Source organism: Malonomonas rubra (genome assembly GCF_003247215.1).
In the GTDB taxonomy this organism is placed as follows: Bacteria; Desulfobacterota; Desulfuromonadia; order Desulfuromonadales; family Geopsychrobacteraceae; genus Malonomonas; species Malonomonas rubra_A.
This window is the reverse complement of sequence record NZ_QKAP01000072.1, coordinates 1-19704: the sequence shown is the minus strand read 5'-3', so window position 1 is coordinate 19704 and position 19704 is coordinate 1. Positions and strand designations below refer to the sequence as shown.

The 19704-nt window shown below is 55.6% G+C and carries 19 protein-coding genes and 1 pseudogene; 18 read left to right on the top strand and 2 right to left on the bottom strand.

Features of this window, described 5'->3' with window-relative positions; all coding sequences use genetic code 11:
- From Q7J88_RS06915 to Q7J88_RS06835, 18 genes and pseudogenes are all read left to right on the top strand, one after another.
- A pseudogene (locus tag Q7J88_RS06915) lies at positions 1–264 on the top strand (hypothetical protein); the annotation flags it as partial.
- Between the two features lie 168 nt (positions 265–432).
- Entirely contained in the window at positions 433–3072 is a 2640-nt protein-coding gene (alaS, locus tag Q7J88_RS06910; RefSeq protein WP_369681987.1) for an alanine--tRNA ligase, read from the top strand.
- An 83-nt stretch (positions 3073–3155) separates the two neighbouring features.
- A complete protein-coding gene (locus tag Q7J88_RS06905) occupies positions 3156–4292 on the top strand; it encodes a cell wall metabolism sensor histidine kinase WalK (RefSeq protein ID WP_303721430.1) in 1137 nt (378 codons plus the stop codon).
- 128 nt (positions 4293–4420) lie between these two features.
- Positions 4421–4951, top strand: coding sequence for an ATP-dependent protease subunit HslV (gene hslV, locus Q7J88_RS06900; RefSeq protein WP_303721429.1), 531 nt, complete (start codon positions 4421–4423; stop codon positions 4949–4951).
- On the top strand, positions 4948–6279 hold the full coding sequence (gene hslU / locus Q7J88_RS06895) for an ATP-dependent protease ATPase subunit HslU (protein WP_303721428.1): 1332 nt from the start codon (positions 4948–4950) through the stop codon (positions 6277–6279). The genes hslV and hslU overlap by 4 nt, the downstream gene beginning before the upstream one ends.
- Before the next feature lie 35 nt (positions 6280–6314).
- Complete coding sequence (argB, locus tag Q7J88_RS06890) at positions 6315–7205, top strand: acetylglutamate kinase (protein ID WP_303721427.1); 891 nt, start codon at positions 6315–6317, stop codon at positions 7203–7205.
- Complete coding sequence (locus Q7J88_RS06885) at positions 7202–8413, top strand: aspartate aminotransferase family protein (protein ID WP_303721426.1); 1212 nt, start codon at positions 7202–7204, stop codon at positions 8411–8413. Before argB ends, Q7J88_RS06885 begins: the two co-directional genes overlap by 4 nt.
- Positions 8406–9317: an ornithine carbamoyltransferase gene (gene argF / locus Q7J88_RS06880; protein WP_303721425.1), complete on the top strand. Its 912-nt coding sequence runs from the start codon at positions 8406–8408 to the stop codon at positions 9315–9317. Before Q7J88_RS06885 ends, argF begins: the two co-directional genes overlap by 8 nt.
- Before the next feature lie 4 nt (positions 9318–9321).
- On the top strand, positions 9322–9954 hold the full coding sequence (locus tag Q7J88_RS06875) for an RDD family protein (RefSeq protein WP_303721424.1): 633 nt from the start codon (positions 9322–9324) through the stop codon (positions 9952–9954).
- A 43-nt stretch (positions 9955–9997) separates the two neighbouring features.
- A complete protein-coding gene (locus Q7J88_RS06870; protein ID WP_303721423.1) occupies positions 9998–11215 on the top strand; it encodes an argininosuccinate synthase in 1218 nt (405 codons plus the stop codon).
- Positions 11216–11263: 48 nt separating this feature from the next.
- Positions 11264–11755, top strand: coding sequence for an NUDIX domain-containing protein (locus Q7J88_RS06865; RefSeq protein ID WP_303721422.1), 492 nt, complete (start codon positions 11264–11266; stop codon positions 11753–11755).
- Between the two features lie 4 nt (positions 11756–11759).
- Positions 11760–12938 carry a hypothetical protein gene (locus Q7J88_RS06860; protein WP_303721421.1) on the top strand — a complete coding sequence of 393 codons (1179 nt, stop codon included), beginning with the start codon at positions 11760–11762 and terminating at the stop codon, positions 12936–12938.
- Between the two features lie 71 nt (positions 12939–13009).
- Positions 13010–14380 (top strand): argininosuccinate lyase, encoded by a 1371-nt coding sequence (argH, locus tag Q7J88_RS06855; protein ID WP_303721420.1) that lies wholly within the window; start codon positions 13010–13012, stop codon positions 14378–14380.
- A 2-nt stretch (positions 14381–14382) separates the two neighbouring features.
- Positions 14383–15150, top strand: coding sequence for a fibronectin type III domain-containing protein (locus Q7J88_RS06850; RefSeq protein WP_303721419.1), 768 nt, complete (start codon positions 14383–14385; stop codon positions 15148–15150).
- Positions 15151–15359: 209 nt separating this feature from the next.
- A complete protein-coding gene (gene dapA / locus Q7J88_RS06845) occupies positions 15360–16238 on the top strand; it encodes a 4-hydroxy-tetrahydrodipicolinate synthase (protein WP_303721418.1) in 879 nt (292 codons plus the stop codon).
- Positions 16239–16251: 13 nt separating this feature from the next.
- Positions 16252–17052 carry a 4-hydroxy-tetrahydrodipicolinate reductase gene (gene dapB / locus Q7J88_RS06840; protein WP_303721417.1) on the top strand — a complete coding sequence of 267 codons (801 nt, stop codon included), beginning with the start codon at positions 16252–16254 and terminating at the stop codon, positions 17050–17052.
- 120 nt (positions 17053–17172) lie between these two features.
- Positions 17173–17217 (top strand): hypothetical protein, encoded by a 45-nt coding sequence (locus Q7J88_RS15390; RefSeq protein ID WP_369681986.1) that lies wholly within the window; start codon positions 17173–17175, stop codon positions 17215–17217.
- Positions 17218–17304: 87 nt separating this feature from the next.
- Positions 17305–18540 (top strand): LL-diaminopimelate aminotransferase, encoded by a 1236-nt coding sequence (locus Q7J88_RS06835; RefSeq protein ID WP_303721416.1) that lies wholly within the window; start codon positions 17305–17307, stop codon positions 18538–18540.
- 62 nt (positions 18541–18602) lie between these two features.
- On the opposite strand, the gene Q7J88_RS06830 is transcribed toward Q7J88_RS06835, so the two are convergent.
- On the bottom strand, positions 18603–19094 hold the full coding sequence (locus Q7J88_RS06830; protein ID WP_303721415.1) for a hypothetical protein: 492 nt from the start codon (positions 19092–19094) through the stop codon (positions 18603–18605).
- A 278-nt stretch (positions 19095–19372) separates the two neighbouring features.
- On the bottom strand, positions 19373–19704 hold a 332-nt coding region (locus Q7J88_RS15385; protein ID WP_369681985.1), incomplete at its 5' end, for a zinc ribbon domain-containing protein.

Genomic DNA, 19704 nt, shown 5'->3' with positions numbered 1-19704 from the left:
ACCGTCAGCATCGCTTTGGTCCTCGAAGGATTGATAATGATCATCAAATACAGTCAACTTGATCTGGCTGGCAACCTTTACTATCCGGTCGGCATTCTGGTCAGTGCCAGCATCCTGCTTGCGGGCATGGGCCTGTTTCTCCACCTGACTCGCTCCGACTGTGAAATTCAGCCGAAGTTACCAGAGACCAGAGGGGTTCATCCGACATCCAGCATCAATCTTCAAACCAGTGACCAACGTGGTCGAATTCGTCGCAATGCATAACAAAACGGAGCTTAAAACTCCCTCCGAAGTACGTATCAATGCAGCAAATGCCTCTAGATACCCCTTTTCAATCTGGGCAACTTCGATTATGATCGCTGATTCAATCTCGCAAAATCCAAAACATCGATCATTGCTCAAGATAAAAGAAGAAAGGTGTAGTCGAAGATGATGACCGGAAACGAAATCCGCGCCCGTTTTCTTAAATTCTTCGAAGAGCGGGGCCACCGCGTTGTCGCCTCCTCCTCACTGGTGCCGCACAACGACCCGACCCTGCTGTTTACCAACGCCGGAATGAACCAGTTCAAGGACTGCTTTCTCGGCGATGAAAAACGCGATTACGTCCGGGCAACGACTTCGCAGAAATGTGTTCGCGCCGGTGGCAAGCACAACGATCTGGAAAATGTCGGCCGCACTGCCCGCCACCACACCTTCTTCGAAATGCTCGGCAACTTCTCTTTCGGTGATTATTTCAAAAAAGAAGCGATCGCTTACGCCTGGGAATTCCTGACCGAGGTTATGGAACTGGACAAGGATCGCCTCTATGTTTCGGTTTATACCGACGATGACGAAGCAGCCGACATCTGGCACGACCAGGAAGGTGTGCCGCGCGAACGGATCTATCGCTTCGAGGAGGACAACTTCTGGTCGATGGGCGACACCGGCCCCTGCGGCCCCTGCTCGGAAATTTTTTACGACAACGGCCCCGAGGTCGGCTGTGGTTCCGAAAATTGCGAGGTCGGCTGCGACTGTGACCGCTTCATGGAGGTGTGGAACAACGTCTTCATGCAATTTGATCGCCAGCCGGACGGAGAACTGATCTCGCTACCGAAACCTGCCGTCGATACAGGCATGGGCCTGGAGCGATTGGCGACGGTTATGCAGAAGGTGCAATCGAACTATGACACCGACTTGCTGCGCGACATCATCGCCTACATCGAAAAGCTATCCGGCAAGACCTACGGCGCAGTTGATGAGGATGACGTCTCGATGCGGGTAATGGCCGACCACAGCCGCGCCACTGCTTACCTGATCGCTGACGGCGTGCTCCCCTCCAACGAGGGACGTGGCTACGTGCTGCGGAGGATCATGCGCCGGGCGATGCGCCATGCCAAGATGCTCGGCTTCGAGGATCCAGTGCTGTTCAAGACCGCCACCTTTGTCCTTGAATTCATGGCCGCAGCCTATCCCACCGAAGCAGCCCGCAAGAACTTTGTCGCCAAAGTGGTGCAGAACGAGGAAGAACGCTTCATCACCACCCTCGGCAACGGCCTGCGCATCCTACAGGACGAGGTCGCCGCACTCGAAAAAAACGAACAAAAAGTCATCCCAGGCGAGACCGTCTTCAAACTCTACGATACCTACGGCTTCCCCGTCGACTTGACCGCCGACATCGTCGAAAAGGACGGCTACTCACTCGACGAGAAAGGCTTCGAAGTCTGCATGGAAGAACAGCGCAAGAAAGCCCGCGAGCACTGGAAAGGCTCGGGCGAGGAAGCGGTCTTGGCGATCTACAAAAAACTGGCTGATGAGGGGATCAAGACAACCTTCAGTGGCTACGAAAAAAGCGAAGACGTCGGCAGCGTTCTGGCTCTGATCAAGGACGGGGAGCTGGTCGAGGAGGCGGTCTGCGGTGAAACCGTCGAGGTGATCATCTCAACCACTCCCTGTTACGGTGAATCAGGCGGTCAAGTCGGTGACACCGGCATCATCACCACCGCCGACGCGTCTCTGCGAGTCATCGACACTAAGAAGCCGCTGGAAAATCTGTTCAGCCACGTCTGTGAAGTCGTAACCGGCGCGATTGCTAAAGGCGCCCAAGCGACAATTCAAATTGATGCCGAGCGCCGGCAGAAGATTGTCCTCAACCATACCGCCACTCACCTGCTGCAGGCGGCAATGCAGAAGATTCTCGGCGACCACATCAAGCAAGCGGGATCGCTGGTCACCCCTGACCGGCTGCGCTTCGACTTTACCCACTTCTCGCCGGTAACCACAGTAGAGATCATCAAAATTGAGGAAGAGGTCAACAAACAAATCCGCCTCAACGCCGCAGTTAAATCGGAGGTAATGTCCGCTGACGCCGCCCAGGCAGCGGGTGCCATGGCTCTGTTCGGCGAGAAGTACGGCGACGAAGTGCGTGTCATTTCGGTCGGCGACTACAGCATGGAACTGTGCGGCGGCACCCACACCAGCGCGGCTGGCGATATCGGCCTGTTCCGCATCCTCTCCGAAGGTGGCATCGCCGCCGGCGTGCGCCGCATTGAAGCGGTCACCGGCGAGGGAGCACTTGCTCAAGTCCACCAGCAGCAGCAGACCCTGCAGCGACTTGCCGGTTTGGTCAAGAGCGACCCGCAACAGTTGGAGATCCGGCTGCAAAAACTGCTCGAACAACAGAAAGAGCTGGAGAGAGAGGTCGAGCAACTGCAAGCCAAGGCGAACGCAGATAAGAGCGGCGAGCTGATCAATCAGGCTCAGGAAGTGGATGGGGTCAAGCTATTGGCAGCCAAGGTCGACAGTATCGACGGCAAGGGGCTACGCGAATTCTCCGATCAGCTTCGCGACAAACTCGGTTCCGGGGTGCTGGTACTGGCATCGACCGAAGGCGGCAAAGTCGCGTTGCTGGTCGCCGTCACCAAGGACCTGACTAACAAGGTTAAGGCTGGGGAACTGATTAAACCTCTGGCTGCGATCGTCGGTGGCCGTGGCGGCGGCAAGCCGGAGCTGGCTCAGGCCGGCGGCGCCGATATCGACAAGGTCGAAGCGTTGCTGCAGGCGGCTCCCGAGCAGCTGCAACAGCTGCTCGGCTGATCCGAAGGCTAGACATCCCACCGGAATCGGCTATATTTGACGGAGCGTCAATTTAGCCTTTCAGGACTGTGGAATAGAGCGATATGTTGCAGCAGGATCTGGTCAACAGACAAGAACTGGTACAAGAGCAGAGGAAGAAAACGCTGCTGGTGGTTGACGATGAACCGATCATCTGTCAGCTCTGCGCCCGGGCTCTGACCAACTTCGAGGTCATTCAAGCCAACGATGGTCGCCAGGCGCTGCAACAGCTCTATCGCCATGAGGTCGACATCATCCTCAGCGATGTGATGATGCCGAACATGAGCGGTCTTGACCTGCTACGCACGGTCAAACAGCAACAACCCGATCTGGCCATAATTCTGATGACCGGCTATACGGATAAAGAGGTCATCCTGCAGGCCCTCAAAGCAGGCGCGGATGATTTCATCAGCAAGCCGATCAACCTGCTGCAATTGCGGACCACTGTTGACAAAGTGCTCGACAAAGTGCTGATGCGCAAAGAACTGGCCAGCCTCAAGCAGATTGACAAACTAAAGACCGATTTCCTCGGCTTGGTCTCACACAAGCTGAAAACCCCGGCCACAGCGATCTCGCTGTTTGTGCAGCACATTGCTGCCGGGATTGACGATCCGGAAGCAGAAAGCTTTAAAAAGACCCTGTCGATGATCCAGGCCGAAACCATGCACTTGGAACATCTGATCCAGGATCTACTTTACTTCAGCAATGTCATACTTCAGGAAGATCAACTGAAGTTGCAACCGATCGAACTTGGCAAAATAGCCCGTCAGGTCGCCACCAGCCTGGAACTGGTCGCCAGCAACAAAAATATCGACCTGCAGGTCAACCTTGACCTGCCGTTTCCACCAAAGCCGATGGAACTTGACCGGGAACGGATCAGCTTCGCGATCCGCGCCCTGCTCGACAACGCCATTAAGTTTACTCCCGAAGGTGGCTCTGTCTCATTGGAAGGCAGCCTGAGTGACAATCTGGTCCGCCTTCAAATCAGAGATACCGGTTGTGGCATTCCACCGGAAGAATTGGCGAAAATCTTCAACAAATTCTATCAGGTCGACAAAGAAAACACCGGTCAGATCCGCGGCTTCGGCCTCGGCCTCTTTTACGCTCGCGATTTCGTCCGTAAGCTGGGTGGCAAACTGCAGATCGACAGTCAACCGAGCCTCGGCACCATTGCCACCATTGAATTTCCACTGGCGGAATAGTCCGCTTTTGAAAAAGTACCTTTCCTCTGCCATTTCAACACGCTAAAGCTTTTTTTCCGCAACATCTTTGTGGTATATTTCATCTTTTTCTTCAGCCGGTATTTTTAATTTTTTAACGGAGGATGCCGATGTTCAAAGGAACAACGATCTGTTGTGTTCGTCGGGGAGAACAAGTGGCCCTGGCCGGAGATGGGCAGGTCAGCCTCGGCAACACGGTCATGAAGCATGGCGCCCGCAAGATCCGTCGCATTTACCAGGATCAGGTTCTGGCTGGTTTTGCCGGCAGCACCGCCGACGCCTTTACCCTGTTCGAAAAATTCGAAGCCAAGCTGCAGGAGTTTCGCGGCAACCTGCCACGCGCAGCCGTTGCCTTGGCCAAGGATTGGCGCACTGACCGTATCCTGCGTCGCCTCGAAGCATTGTTGATTGTCGCCGACAAAGACACCTCACTGGTCATCTCCGGTTCCGGTGATGTCATCGAGCCAGATGACGGTGTCGCCGCGATCGGCTCCGGCGGCAGTTTTGCTCAGGCAGCGGCGCGGGCGATGCTGCGCCATTCTGAGCACCCGGCTGAAAAAATCGCAGAAGAAGCATTGAAAATTGCGGCTGAAATCTGCATTTATACCAACGATCAGATCGCTGTTGAGGTCATCAAGTGACAAACTTTACCCCGAGAGAAATCGTATCCGAGCTGGATCGCTATATCATTGGCCAGAACGAGGCCAAACGCGCCGTCGCCGTCGCCCTGCGCAACCGCTGGCGGCGTCAGCAGGTGGAAAATAATGACCTGCGGGACGAAATCGTGCCGAAGAATATCATCATGATCGGGCCGACCGGGGTTGGCAAGACCGAGATCGCCCGCCGACTGGCCAAGCTGGCCCAAGCTCCTTTTATCAAGGTTGAAGCGAGCAAATTCACCGAGGTCGGCTATGTCGGTCGCGATGTCGAAAGCATGGTCCGCGACCTGCTCGAACTGGCGATCATTATGGTCAAAGAGGAGGAAGCGAAAAAGCAGCACGTCAAGGCAGAAGCGAACGCCGAGGAGAAACTGCTCGACCTGCTGCTGCCGGGCGACGCCGACCGCTCCCCCGACAAGCAAGAGCAGCAACAGCAAACCCGCGACAAGTTGCGCAAGCTGCTGCGGATGGGCGAACTGGATGAGCGCTTCGTCGAATTGGAAACCGAGACCAGCAACATGCCGCAGATGAATATCCTCACCCCGCATGGCGGAGAGGACCTCGGCATGAATTTCAAGGAGATGTTCGGCAACCTCTTCCCCAAGAAGACCAAGCGCAAGCGGATCAAGGTCAGCGAAGCGCGTGAAAAGCTGATTGAGCAGGAAGCGGAAAAGCTGGTCGACATGGAAAACGTTATTACCCTGGCCCGTGAACGGACGGAGCAGAGCGGCATCATCTTCATCGACGAGATCGACAAAATCGCCAGCCGCGAAGGGATGCACGGTCCGGAGGTCTCCCGCGAAGGGGTGCAGCGAGATATCCTGCCGATTGTCGAGGGCAGCACCATAAACACCAAGCATGGCCCTGTGAGGACCGATCATATTCTGTTTATCGCCGCCGGAGCATTTCATGTCAGCAAACCCTCCGACCTGATCCCGGAGTTGCAGGGCCGCTTCCCGATCCGGGTTGAGCTTGACAGCCTCGGCGAAGAAGAATTCTACCGTATTCTGACCGAGCCGAAAAACGCCCTGACCCGCCAGTACAGAGCGCTGTTGGGGACGGAAAAGATCGAGCTTGAGTTCAAGGAAGAAGCAATCCGCGAAATCGCCCTGATGGCCAAAACGGTCAACGAGCGCACCGAAAACATTGGCGCCCGGCGCCTACACACCATCATGGAAAAGCTGCTTGAAGAGCTCTCCTTCGAAGCCCCGGAACTGACTGAGCGCCAAGTGATCATCGACGCCCATGAAGTACGACAGCGATTGTCCGATATCAGCAAGGATGAAGACTTGTCCAGATACATTCTTTAAAGCAGAAGTGTGTAACGACTTCGAGGGAAAGAACAATGCAAGAGCTAATCAATAAAGCGAACGTGCTGATGGAAGCCCTGCCGTGGATCAAGAACTTCTACGGCAAAACCATCGTCATCAAATATGGCGGCAACGCAATGGTCAAGGACAAACTCAAAGAGGGTTTCGCTCGTGACATCATCCTAATGAAATATATCGGCCTGAATCCCGTGGTCGTCCATGGCGGAGGGCCGCAGATCGGCAAGGTTCTCGAAGCGATGAAGATCGAGAGCAACTTCGTGCAGGGGATGCGGGTTACCGACAGTGCTACCATGGACGTAGTCGAAATGGTCCTCGGTGGCAAGGTCAACAAAGAGATCGTCAAAAATATCAACCAGTACGGTGGCAGAGCGGTCGGCATCACCGGCAAAGACGGTGGCCTGATCCACGCCCGCAAGCTGGAGATGAAAACGATCAACCCGGACACCCTGACTCCGGAGATCATCGATATCGGCATGGTTGGTGAGGTGGAAACTGTCGATCCGATGGTGATCAGCGCATTGGAAGAGAGAAACTTTATCCCGGTGATCGCCCCGATCGGCGTCGGTTTGGAAGGGGAAACTTACAACATCAACGCCGACCTGGTCGCCGGCAAAATAGCCGGGGCATTGAAGGCCGAGAAGTTGATCCTGCTGACCGACATCGAAGGGGTCAAAGATAAGCAGGGCAAACTGATTTCAACCATCGACATCCAGCGGGTTCCCGACCTGATCAACGACGGCACCATCTCCGGCGGCATGATCCCAAAAATCAACTGCTGCGTCGATGCAGTAGAGGAAGGGGTTACCAAAACCCATATTATTGATGGTCGGATGGAGCACGCCTGCCTGCTGGAAATCTTTACCGACAAGGGAATCGGTACCGCAGTAGCGAGGTACGAAAAATGAGCAAATCACAAGCTTGGATAGATCGGGGCATTAGTCACGTTGCAAAAACTTACGGCCGCTACCCGCTGGTTGCCGACTGCGGCAAAGGCTCTTGGCTGCTCGACATCGATGGCAAGCAGTACCTCGATTTTCTCGCCGGAGTAGCGGTCAACAACCTGGGACACTGCCACCCGAAAGTGGTGCGCGCCATTCAGGAACAGGCCGGCAAGCTGTTGCACTGTTCCAACTTCTACCATATACCGCAGCAGATCGAACTGGCGGAACTGCTCTGCGAGCACTCCTTCGGCGATCGGGTCTTCTTCTGCAACTCCGGCGCCGAAGCGAACGAAGCTGCTATTAAGCTGGCCCGCAAGTACAGCGCCGAAAATCACAACCCGGAACGCAACGAAGTAATCACCGCGAAAGCCTCCTTCCACGGGCGCACACTTGCAGGCATCAGCGCCACGGGACAGGACAAGGTCAAGGAAGGCTTTGCACCGATGCTGCCAGGCTTCACCCATGTCCCTTTCGGCGACATCGAAGAACTGCGTGCAGCAGTCGGACCGAATACCTGCGCAATCATGCTCGAACCAGTACAGGGCGAAGGCGGGGTCAACCTCCCGCCGGCCGGCTACCTGCAGGAGGTCCGCGAGCTGTGCGACTTAAACCAGCTTCTGTTGATTTTCGATGAAGTTCAGGTCGGCTGCGGCCGGACCGGCTCGTTGTTCGCCTACCAGCAGGAGGGAGTCGAACCGGACATCATGACGCTGGCTAAAGCGCTGGCCGGCGGCCCACCAATCGGCGCGATGATCAGCCGGGAGCAGCATGCGGTCGCGCTCGGCCCAGGCACCCACGGTTCGACCTTCGGCGGCAACCCACTGATGGCAGCCGCGGCACTTGCCACGATGAAAGTTTACCTTGAGGATGGCGTGCTGGAAAACTGCATCGCCATGGGCAACTACCTGTACGGTAAGCTGAAAGAGTGGCAGGAAAAATACGACTTTATCGTCGATGTGCGTGGTCGCGGACTGATGCTCGGCATGGAGTTGAACATCGAAGGGGGAGGATTCGTCATCACGGCCCTAGAACGGGGGCTGCTGATCAACTGTACCGCTGGCAAGGTCTTGCGTTTCGTACCGCCGTTGACCGTCAACCAGGAGGAAATAGATCAGATGTTGGAAATCCTCGGGGGGATTTTTACCGATTATCAGGAGAAACAAAATGACTAAAGACTTCCTTTGCCTTTCCGACTGGTCGCTTGAGGACCTGGAAAAGATCATCGCCTTGGGCAAAGAGCTGAAAGCAAAGCAGAAAGAAGGAACACCGCATAAGCTGCTTGAAGGGCAGACCCTCGGCATGCTGTTCGAAAAAAGCTCGACCCGCACCCGGGTTTCCTTCGAAGTCGGCATGTTCCAACTTGGCGGCCATGCTTTGTTCCTCGCATCCGGCAATACCCAGATGGGCCGCGGCGAACCGATCAAGGACACCGCCAGAGTTATGGCTCGCTACTGCGACGGCATCATGATCCGCACCTACTCGCAGCAGGCTGTCGAAGAGTTTGCGGAAAATTGCTTCGTTCCGGTTATCAACGGTCTGACCGACATGTATCACCCCTGCCAGGTGATGGCCGACCTGATGACCGTCAGCGAGCACAAAGAGAACTACAAGGAACTGAAATATTGTTGGATCGGCGACGGTAACAACATGGCCAACAGCTGGATCAACGCCGCAGCGATCTTTGGCTTCGAACTGCGCGTCGCCACCCCGAAGGGGTACGAAGCGCACCCCGATGTCATCGCCCGCGCGGAAAAGGCCGGTGCCAAGCTAATCTTCACCAATGACCCAAAGGAAGCAGCTGCCGGCTCCGACGTACTCAATACCGACGTCTGGGCGAGCATGGGCCAGGAAGCGGAACAGGCTGAGCGGGAGAAAACCTTTGTCGGTTTCCAGATCAACAATGAACTGGTCAAGCTAGCCGACCCGGAATGTGTGGTGATGCACTGCCTGCCGGCACATCGCGATGAAGAAATCTCCGACGAGGTGATCGAAGGACCGCATTCGATCATCTTCGATGAAGCAGAAAATCGCCTCCACGTGCAAAAAGCGATCATGGCCACCCTGATGGCACGGTAAACTGATGCGCATCACCTGCCCAAACTGCAACTACAGCAAACAAGTAAATCCAGCCATCTTACCGCCGAATACGACTCGGGCAACCTGCCCGAAGTGCGGCGAAAGCTTTGACCTGCCGGCTACTGAGGTAATCGTTGGTGCAAAGTCACAGGAAAGGGTTACCAAGCCAGTGTTTCCACAACCGGAATCGATGCTGCACCGGCAGAAAGAAATCGATGCGCTACCGAAAGCGGGCTTCTGGATCCGGGTGGTGGCAACCATGCTCGATGGGCTGATCGTATTCGTGCTGCAGTTCGTACTCGGCCTCCTGCTGGCGATGGCCGGTTTTGCGGTAGGGAGCGGCGGTACCGAAGAAGTCAGCGGTCTGGTAATGCTGTTCAGTTATATCATCGGTTTTGCCTATTACATCATTTTTACCGGCCATTGCGGGCAGACGCCGGGGAAGATGGCGGTGCGCATCAAAGTGATCCGCACCGACGGTTCCGAGATCGGTTACGGCAAGGCCACTTTCCGTGAAGTGGTAGCGAAATTTATTTCCGGTATTATTCTTGGTATCGGCTACCTGATGGTCGCCTTCGACGAACAGAAACAGGGGCTGCACGACCGGATGTCTGATACCTACGTCATTAAGCTATAAAACCGGGCTCACCTGAAAGAGCCTGTTCTCAAGGAGAAAAAATATGAGACAAGGTGAAGTTAAAAAAGCAGTTCTCGCCTATTCCGGCGGATTGGACACTTCGATCATTCTCAAGTGGTTGATCGAAGAATACGGTTGCGAAGTCGTCGCCTTTTCGGCCGACCTGGGCCAGGGGGAGGAACTCGACGGCATTCCGAAGAAAGCGGCCGACACCGGCGCTAGCGCCTGTCACATCCTCGACCTGCGCGAAGAATTCGTGCGTGACTTCGTCTACCCGATGTTCCGCGCCAACGCTATCTACGAAGGTCGCTACTTCCTCGGCACCTCGATCGCCCGGCCACTGATCGCCAAGGCGCAGATGGAGATCGCCGCCAAAGAAGGAGCCGATGCTGTCTCCCACGGTGCCACCGGCAAGGGGAACGATCAGGTCCGCTTCGAGCTCGGCTACTACCACTTCGATCCGAGCGTCAAGGTGATCGCCCCCTGGCGAGAGTGGGACCTGAACAGCCGTAGTGCACTGGAAGCCTATGCCAAAAAGCACGGAATTCCGGTCCCGACCAGCAAGAAGTTCCCCTGGAGTTCCGACCGCAACCTACTGCACATCTCCTTCGAAGGGGACGTGCTGGAGGATCCTTGGGCGGAAGCACCGGAAGAGATGTATGTGCTGACCAAGCGTCCCGAAGACGCCCCAGACACTCCCGAATACCTGGAGATCGAATTCGAAAAAGGTGACGCGGTCGCCATCAACGGCGAGCGCCTCTCCCCTGCCGATCTACTCTACAAGCTCAACCAGTACGGTTACGAGCACGGCATCGGCCGTCTCGACCTGCTGGAGAACCGCTACGTCGGCATGAAGAGCCGCGGCGTTTACGAGACCCCGGGCGGCACCATCCTCGAAGAAGCCCACCGTGGAGTCGAGCAGATCACCATGGACCGCGAGGTGATGAACCTGCGCGACTCGCTGGTGCCCCGTTACGCAGCGATGGTTTACAACGGTTACTGGTTCTCGCCGGAGCGTGAAGCGCTGCAGACCCTGATCGACGACACCCAGAAAACTGTCAACGGCGTTGCCCGGGTCAAGCTCTACAAAGGACACTGCCGCGTGGTCGGCCGCAAGTCGGACACCCATTCGCTGTTCAACGTTGACTTCGCCACCTTCGAAGCGGACGAGGTCTACAATCAGGCCGACGCGGAAGGGTTCATCAAGCTCAACGCCCTGCGCCTGCGGATCCGCAGCATGATGGAAAAGAAACGGAAATAACCAACTCGGGGCACACTACGGCGTGCCCCTTTTTACTTGGCGAAAAATATGGATTTTGCCAAACAGGCGATTAAGACCTCTGTGGTCGCCTGCATCATCGACGACCGGCAACGGGTACTGCTGACCCGGCGCTGCATTGAACCGTTCTGCAGCCAGTGGGTGATGCCGGGCGGCAAAATAGATCACGGCGAAGCTATCCTTGCCGCCCTGCACCGCGAGGTGCGCGAAGAGGTCGGCCTGGAAGTCCACGTCACCGGCCTGATCGACGTTTACGAGCATCTCGCCATCGGCGAACGGCAGGATCATTACGTGATCCTCTATTACCGCTGTGCGCCAACCAGCTTCGAGCTGCACCCCAATGGTGACGAATGCACCGAAGCGGCCTGGTTTGCCGCCGAACAGCTGCCGGAGATGCCGCTCCCGCCCGGCTGTCGCCACATTCTCGCCCAGGTATTTCCGCAACTGCCCTGGGGAGCCACACCCAAGGCGGAGGATGCGGCCAACGAGCTGCCCGACCAGCTGAATCTGCCGGAGGGCTGACACCATGCTGCAGATCGTCCAGAAAGAGATCAACGTCGCCTTTCCTCCCGGTCATCACCAGCACTGCCTGGTTTGTCAAATCCCCAGCAACCTCCTGCGCCGTAACGGTACCTACTGTGTCGCCGATCCCGCAAAACAATGGGCGCAGGTCCGCGCGATATTCGAGCTGGTGGCCAGGGGCGACAGCAACCTGAAAAAATTGCACTTCCTGTTCCTACCCGAATCGATCATGCCGCTGACAGCGGTCGATGAAGCGCTGACGATGATCGAGCAACGCTTCCGGTCAAACACTGTGACCATCTTCGGCGTCGAACACATCAGTCTCACCGAATTCCGTCGGCAGTTGCAAAAATACGCTGACGACAACGCCGATCTACTCAAAACGGTGGACGAAGATCTGGACGCCGGCGATGTCGACGATGTACCGGTCAATTGGTGCGTTATCGCCGTCAAGGAGGACAGCGGGCGGCTGCGGGTCTTCTTTGAGGCAAAGAGCCATCCTTTTGTCGGTGAAGAGAACCTCGACCGCCTCCACGACCTCTACCGCGGCAAGATCTTCTGGTTGTTTCGCTGCCACCCGACCTGCTTCAACTTCATGTCGCTGATCTGCCTCGATTACATCTACCGTGACCTCTACCAGTCGAACATCAACGCCATCATCGACAAGGCCAACCAGCTGTTTTTCGAGACCCGGCAACGGCTCGACCTGCTGGCGATCATAGAATGCAACCCGAAACCGGAGCACAAGGCGTTCCGCGACGTGCTCAACGGATTTTACGGCGAATACCTCGGCTATACCCCCGGGGTACGCGACGCCAGCACCATCTTCTGCAACGTCGCCAGCGGCACCAGCTGCGAAGGGCTCGCCCCACGCACCAAGTTCGGCCGTTCAGCGATTATTCTGCATGAAAGTCACCACATCGAACGCCGCAGCTGCCCCGAGTTCGCCATCGACAATTTTTCCGGTCTGCCGGTCTGCCGGCTCCGTTTCGGAACACAAGCCCGCCTCTACTACTTCAATCTACCGCTATTCCACGAGCTCGACCCACGCACCAGCCGCATGCCGGTAAAAATTCACAGCATCTACCGCCCGGACATGGAAGGGAACTGGGTACGGATGATCGGCGACGAACTGACCGGCACAGACAGCTGCTCCCCGGACAGGTCGGGAAAAAGCCTTTAAATAGAGCCTCGACAGTGGCATAATGCCGGATTCATTGCATCCGGAAGATCCGGTTATAGGGAGCAGATACCATGAGTCAGGACAAACTCTGGGGTGGCCGTTTCACCCAACCGACCGATAAATTTGTCGAAGAATTCACTGCGTCGATCGAGTTCGACCAACGCCTCTACCGCTACGATATTCAGGGTTCCAAAGCCCACGCCGAAATGCTCGGCCGTCAGCAGATCATTGCCGCCTCCGAGGCACAGCAGATCATAGCCGGACTCGACGAGATTCTGACCGACATCGAGGCCGGTAAGATTAAGTTTTCGGTCGCCCTGGAAGATATCCACATGAACGTCGAGGCACGGCTGATCGAGCGGATCGGCGCGGTCGGCGGCAAGCTGCACACCGGACGCAGCCGCAACGACCAGGTAGCGGTCGATATCCGCCTCTACCTGCGTGACGAGATCGACACAATCCTCGGCTACCTGAGCAAACTGGAAGCGTCACTGGTCAAGCAGGCAGAAGAAAACCTCGACGTCATCATGCCGGGCTACACCCACCTGCAGACCGCCCAGCCAGTGCTTTACAGCCACCACATGCTCGCCTACCGCGAAATGATCGCCCGCGACAGTAGTCGTCTGCAAGATCTGCGCACCCGTTTCAACGTGATGCCGCTTGGTGCTGGGGCGCTGGCCGGTACCACCTTCCCGATCGATCGCGAGTGGGTCGCCGGGCAGCTCGGCTTCGAAGGGGTAACCCGCAACAGCCTCGATTCGGTCTCCGACCGCGACTTCGCCATCGAGTTCTGTGCCTTCGCAGGAATCCTGATGATGCACCTGTCGCGCCTCTCAGAGGAGTTGATTCTCTGGTCGAGCGCCGACTTCAGCTTCATCGAACTGAGCGACGCTTTCTGTACCGGCAGCTCGATCATGCCACAGAAGAAAAACCCCGACGTTCCTGAACTGGTGCGCGGCAAGACCGGCCGGGTCTACGGCAATCTGATTTCCCTGCTGACGCTGATGAAGTCGCTGCCGCTCGCCTACAATAAGGACATGCAGGAAGACAAGGAGCCACTGTTCGACACCATCGACACCGTCAAAGGCTCGCTGAAAATCTTTGCCGACATGATCGCCGAGATGAAGGTCAAAGCCGACAACATGCGCATCGCCGCGGCACGCGGCTTCTCCACCGCCACCGATGTTGCCGATTACTGCGTGCGCAAGGGGCTGCCGTTCCGCCAAGCCCACGAGGTGGTCGGCAAAACGGTGCGCTACTGCGTCGAAACCGGCAAGGATATCCCCGACTTGACTCTCGATGAATTCCGCGAGTTCTCCGACCTGATAGAGGACGATATCTACGACTTCGTCACCCTCGAGGCTTCGGTCAACGCCCGCAAAGCAACCGGCGGCACGGCCCGCGAGGCTGTCGAGCGAGAATTGGCACGGCTGAAACAATAACCATGGGTAACCTCATTCGTATTTTCCGTCATATTGTTCTGTTGTCCTGCATTACCTTCATTACCGCCTGCGGCAACAAGGGTCCGGTGCGGTTGCCGGTCGTTCCTTTGCCTGCCACCGTTCAGGCACCGGAAATGCGCCAACAGGGCGATGCCCTGTTGCTCAGCTGGCAGTTACCAAGCAAAAATCAGGACGGCAGCCCCCTTGAGCAGCCTCCAATTGTCGATATCTACCGCATGACATACGACCCGCAGGACGACTGTCCGGAATGTCTCGACCGCTCATCGTTGCTGGTCAGCATCAACCCACAGCTACCCAAACCAGCGCAGCAGGTCGACAAGCGCTACTTGTTGCATGACCGCCCACTGCAGCCCGGTACCGGCTATCAATATAAATTTATCACCCGCAATCAGGACGGGGAACAGAGCCGCCCGATCATTCTGCGCCAGCCCTATCTTGAGCCACTGCAGCCCCCCCAACAGGTTGTCGCCACTGCGCACGATCGTTCCGTATCGCTCCAGTGGCAGGCTCCACAACTAGCGGAAGGGGACAGCCTGCTTGGGTACTTTGTTTATCGTCACCTCGACTCAAAGACTTCCCCCTTCCCGCTCAACAGCAAACCGCTCCAGCAGGAGAAATTCGAGGATTTCAGCCTGGAAAACGGCACCCGCTACCACTACCGGGTTCGGGCGCTGGTCAAACGGGGCAATCTACAACTCGAAGGACTTGCTTCACCCGCATTGAACGTCATCCCAAAAGCAGGAATCTGAGAATCCTTTAAGCCCTTGAGAAACAGTCAGAAATCGAGGTTTGCACAACGCCGTGGGTGTTTACTTTCCCACGGCGTTGTGATAGCTATAGCGTTTATTCCGCAGCCTCTGAGCTGCTATTTTATTTAGCGTATTAATTTCATTGACAGAGAGATAACAAAGGAGATGTGGTCGATCATTGCAGCCCGGCCACAAACAGAGGAGAGTCTATGTTTTACGGATCTATGGTTGCCATCATTACCCCCTTCGATGCCGAAGGAAATTTTGATGAAGAAAGCTACCGCCAGCTGATCGAATTCCAGATTGAGAACGGTACCGACGTCATCGTCCCCTGTGGGACCACTGGAGAATCGGCAACCTTAAACTATGAAGAACACAACCAAGTCATCAAGACCTGTATCGAACAGGTCAATAAACGGATTCCGGTTATTGCCGGCACCGGCTCCAACTCCACTGCCGAGGCGGTCGAAATCTCACAGCACGCCAAAGAGCTGGGCGCTGACGGACTGCTGCTGGTCTCCCCCTACTACAACAAACCGTCCCAAGAGGGATTGTTCCAGCACTATAAAGCGATCGCCGAAGGCGTTGCACTTCCGCAGGTACTATACAATGTTCCCGGTCGCACCGGCATGAACATGACTGCGGCAATCACGATCCGTCTGGCCGAGTTCGACAACATCGTCGCGATCAAGGAAGCCTCTGGCGACCTGACTCAGGCAAGCGAAATCATAGCTGCTGCTGGCGACAAGATAGACGTTCTTTCCGGCGACGACTTCCTGACCCTGCCGCTGATGGCCTGTGGCGCAAAAGGGGTGATCTCGGTCACCGCGAACATCATGCCGAAGCAGGTCAAATCAATGGTCTCCGCGATCCAGGCCGGTCAGTGGGAAGAAGCCCGCAAACTGCACCTGAACCTGCTCGATGTCCATCAGGCAATGTTTATTGAAAGCAACCCGGTACCGGTTAAAACCTCTGCTGCACTGATGGGCAAGTGCCGGGCCGACGTTCGCCTGCCGCTGGTCAGCATGCAGTCGACAACACTGGAGAAGTTGCAAACAGTGCTGCGCAAGCACGCGCTGATTCAATAAGTAGGATCAAGCCATGAATGTTGCAATTATCGGAGCTGCCGGTCGCATGGGAGGCCGCCTGATTCAAGCTGTTTTGGAAGCAGAAGGCCTAGAGGTGACCGGTGCCATTGAGCGCCCCGATCACCCACAGATCGGCTTGGATGCTGGCCTTGTCGCCGGTGCCGGCGAGCTGGGAGTAAAAATCAGCGCCGATCTGGCCGCCACTATGGCCAAGGCCGACGTGCTAATCGACTTCACTTTTCCCGATGTCACTCTGCAGAATCTTGCCGTTTGTGCCGAATTGGGGAAAATGGTGGTCAGCGGTTCGACTGGCTTCACCCCGGAGCAGCGCGCCGAAGCGGAGAAGTTTGCCGCGAAAATCCCAGTGGTGCTGGCACCGAACATGAGCGTCGGCGTCAACGCCTGCTTCAAGCTGCTCAAGGAAGCAGCCAGAATCCTCGGCGATGGTTTCGATGTCGAAGTCGTCGAATTGCACCACAATAAAAAGAAAGACTCCCCGTCCGGCACCGCAGTACGGATGGGCGAAGTAGTTGCCGACGCTTTGGGGCGCGACTACAACCAGGTTGCCAACTACCACCGTGAAGGAATGTGCGGTGAGCGGACCAAGGAAGAAATCGGCATGCAGACAGTGCGCGGTGGCGATATCGTAGGCGAGCACACCGTTTACTTCATCGGCATGGGCGAGCGAATTGAGATCAGCCACCGTGCCATGAGCCGTGACATGTTCGCCCGCGGCGCGGCACGTGCCTGCCAGTGGCTGAGCGGTAAAGGCCCCGGCATTTATGATATGCAGGATGTTCTGGAATTGAAATAACCCGCGCCAGGTAACATTTTTAAGGAGAACTAAATAAATGAAACGTATTCTTGCATTGGTTTTGATAGCCCCCCCCAGTTTATTTTCGGCGTAGAAACCTTACAAGGCCTAGGAAAAGATGTGGAAAAAACCGGCGAGTGGATCCAGAACAAAGCAAACAATTAACTCGACAACACCCAAGAGCTCTCCAGGGCGACCTTGAACAGGCCGCCCTTTGTATAAATGAACATCACCATCAGGAGAAAATAAAAAATGGCACGTATTAACGACAACTACTTGAAACTTCAAGCCGGCTACCTATTCCCCGAAATAGGCCGCCGCGTCAAGGCTTTTACCGACGCCAACTCGGAGGCCAAGGTCATTCGTCTCGGCATCGGCGACGTTACCCGTCCACTGGTCCCGGCGGTCCTCAAAGCTTTCCACGAGGGGGTCGATGACCTCGCCAAAGGAGAAACCTTTCACGGCTATGGCCCTGAGCAAGGCTATTCCTGGCTGGCGGAAGTGGTTGCCGAGAAAGCCTACAAGCCGCTTGGTGTAGAGCTGAAGACCAGCGAGATTTTTATCTCCGACGGCTCCAAGTGTGATAGTGCCAACCTTCTTGACATCTTCGACCTCGGCAACAAGGTTGCCATCGGCGACCCGGTCTATCCGGTTTACAACGACACCAACGTCATGGTCGGACGTACTGGCGAAGTGGATAAAAAAGGTTATTATGAGGGGATCGTTTACATGCCGTGCACCGAGGAGAACAACTTCACCCCGGAACTGCCGCATGAGAAGGTCGACATCATCTACCTCTGCTCGCCCAACAACCCTACCGGAACCGCGGCCAGCAAAGATGAGTTGAAAAAGTGGGTCGATTACGCTCGGGCCAACGATGCGATCATTTTCTTCGACGCCGCCTACGAAGCGTTCATCACCGAGTCCGACATCCCACACTCGATCTACGAGGTTGAAGGAGCCAAAGAGTGCGCTATTGAGATTCGTTCCTTCTCAAAGACCGCTGGCTTCACTGGGGTACGCTGCGGCTTTATCGTCGTCCCAGAGGGACTGATGGGCACCACCGCCAAAGGCGAGAAATACAGCTTTAATAAGCTCTGGAGCCGCCGCACTTCGACCAAGTTCAACGGGGCCTCCTACCCGGTGCAAAAAGCCGCCGCTGCGGTCTACTCAGACGATGGCTGGGTTCAGATTAAGGAAGTGATTGATTACTACATGGAGAACGCCCGCATTATCCGTGAAGGATTAAGCGAGGCGGGCATCACCTGCTACGGCGGTGTCAACGCACCCTACATCTGGCTGAAAACCCCGGAAGGAATGAGCAGTTGGGACTTCTTCGACAAGTTGCTCAGTGAGTGCCATGTAGTAGGCACCCCTGGCAGCGGCTTTGGTCCGAGCGGTGAAGGCTACTTTCGCCTCTCCGCATTTGGCGACCGTGCGAACGTTGAAACAGCCGTTTCCCGCATCCGCGCGAAGTGGGGCAAGTAACGGTTTCTGACTGAACTCAAAAAAAAAAAAGAGCAGCCCGCGGGCTGCTCTTTTACTTCCTATCAACGCGATCGTCTCGGTAATTTCCAAACCGACTTGAGTTCTCCTTTCTCACCAATCAGCGTCCCCTCGTAACCGATGCTGGAAGCCGCAGCCCCCTTAGGCAATACCAGCTCTTTTTTAAACGCTAACCGATCATGAAAATAGCCACCAATACTTCGCGAAAAGGTAACATAATCGAGAACCCGGTTTTCCTGATCAAGAAGAAACAGCTTCAATTCGAATTCCTTGACCTTGGCGAACATCATCCGAGGATGGTCGGCAAAGCCCCATGTGCCCTCCAGCAACAGTTTCTCCCCCTGCCGTTTAAAGGAGTATTCGAGTTGAACATATAAATCCTGCCATACGGCATCCCGAACAGAAAGAACCTCACCAGAAAGGACACTTCCGGCGTCAGCCTTTGCACCTATATAAATCTTTGTCGTCTTCTGACAACCGGAAAGTAGCAGAAAAAGGATAGCAAGCCAGAAAATAATCCTTTCAGCGTTCGACATTTCAAGCCCCTTACTTTATATTTCATCATAAAATCGCGGCCAACCTCCAGACAATCCCCCCTATTCTAATTTGCATGCTAGAATCAAAAATATTTTACCCGTATGTGGGGAATCATGCTGACGGTTACCTACATATTTATTGCCCTGCTCGGTTTGGAAATTGTCGACCAATAAGAGCAAGCAGTCGATATGCAGCAACTGGCGCGCCGTTTGTGGAAATAAAGTGCCAATAAGACGAATCTAAACCCTGAGAAACTGGCCAACGATTAAGCCAATATTCAAACACCGTACCTTGGGACCATCAGTAAAACTGGCGATCCAAAAACGGAGATAGTGAACTCCCCCGCCGCAAGCGACGGAGCTTCCTGTTTCAACGAACCATGACTCGTAGACCGGCTCTTGCGAGCCGTTCCGCCGTCAGAGGATTCTCCACGGGCGTGACTTCGGGCAGTTCCTGCCCTAGAACGAATATTGAGTGCCGCGTTGTGGTCACGATCTATGACCAGGCCACAACTCGGACAACGATGTGTCCTTGTTGCGAGGGTCTTGGAAACCTTCGTGCCACAATCGGAGCATTCGACGCTTGTATTGTGAGGAGGCACTTTCTCAA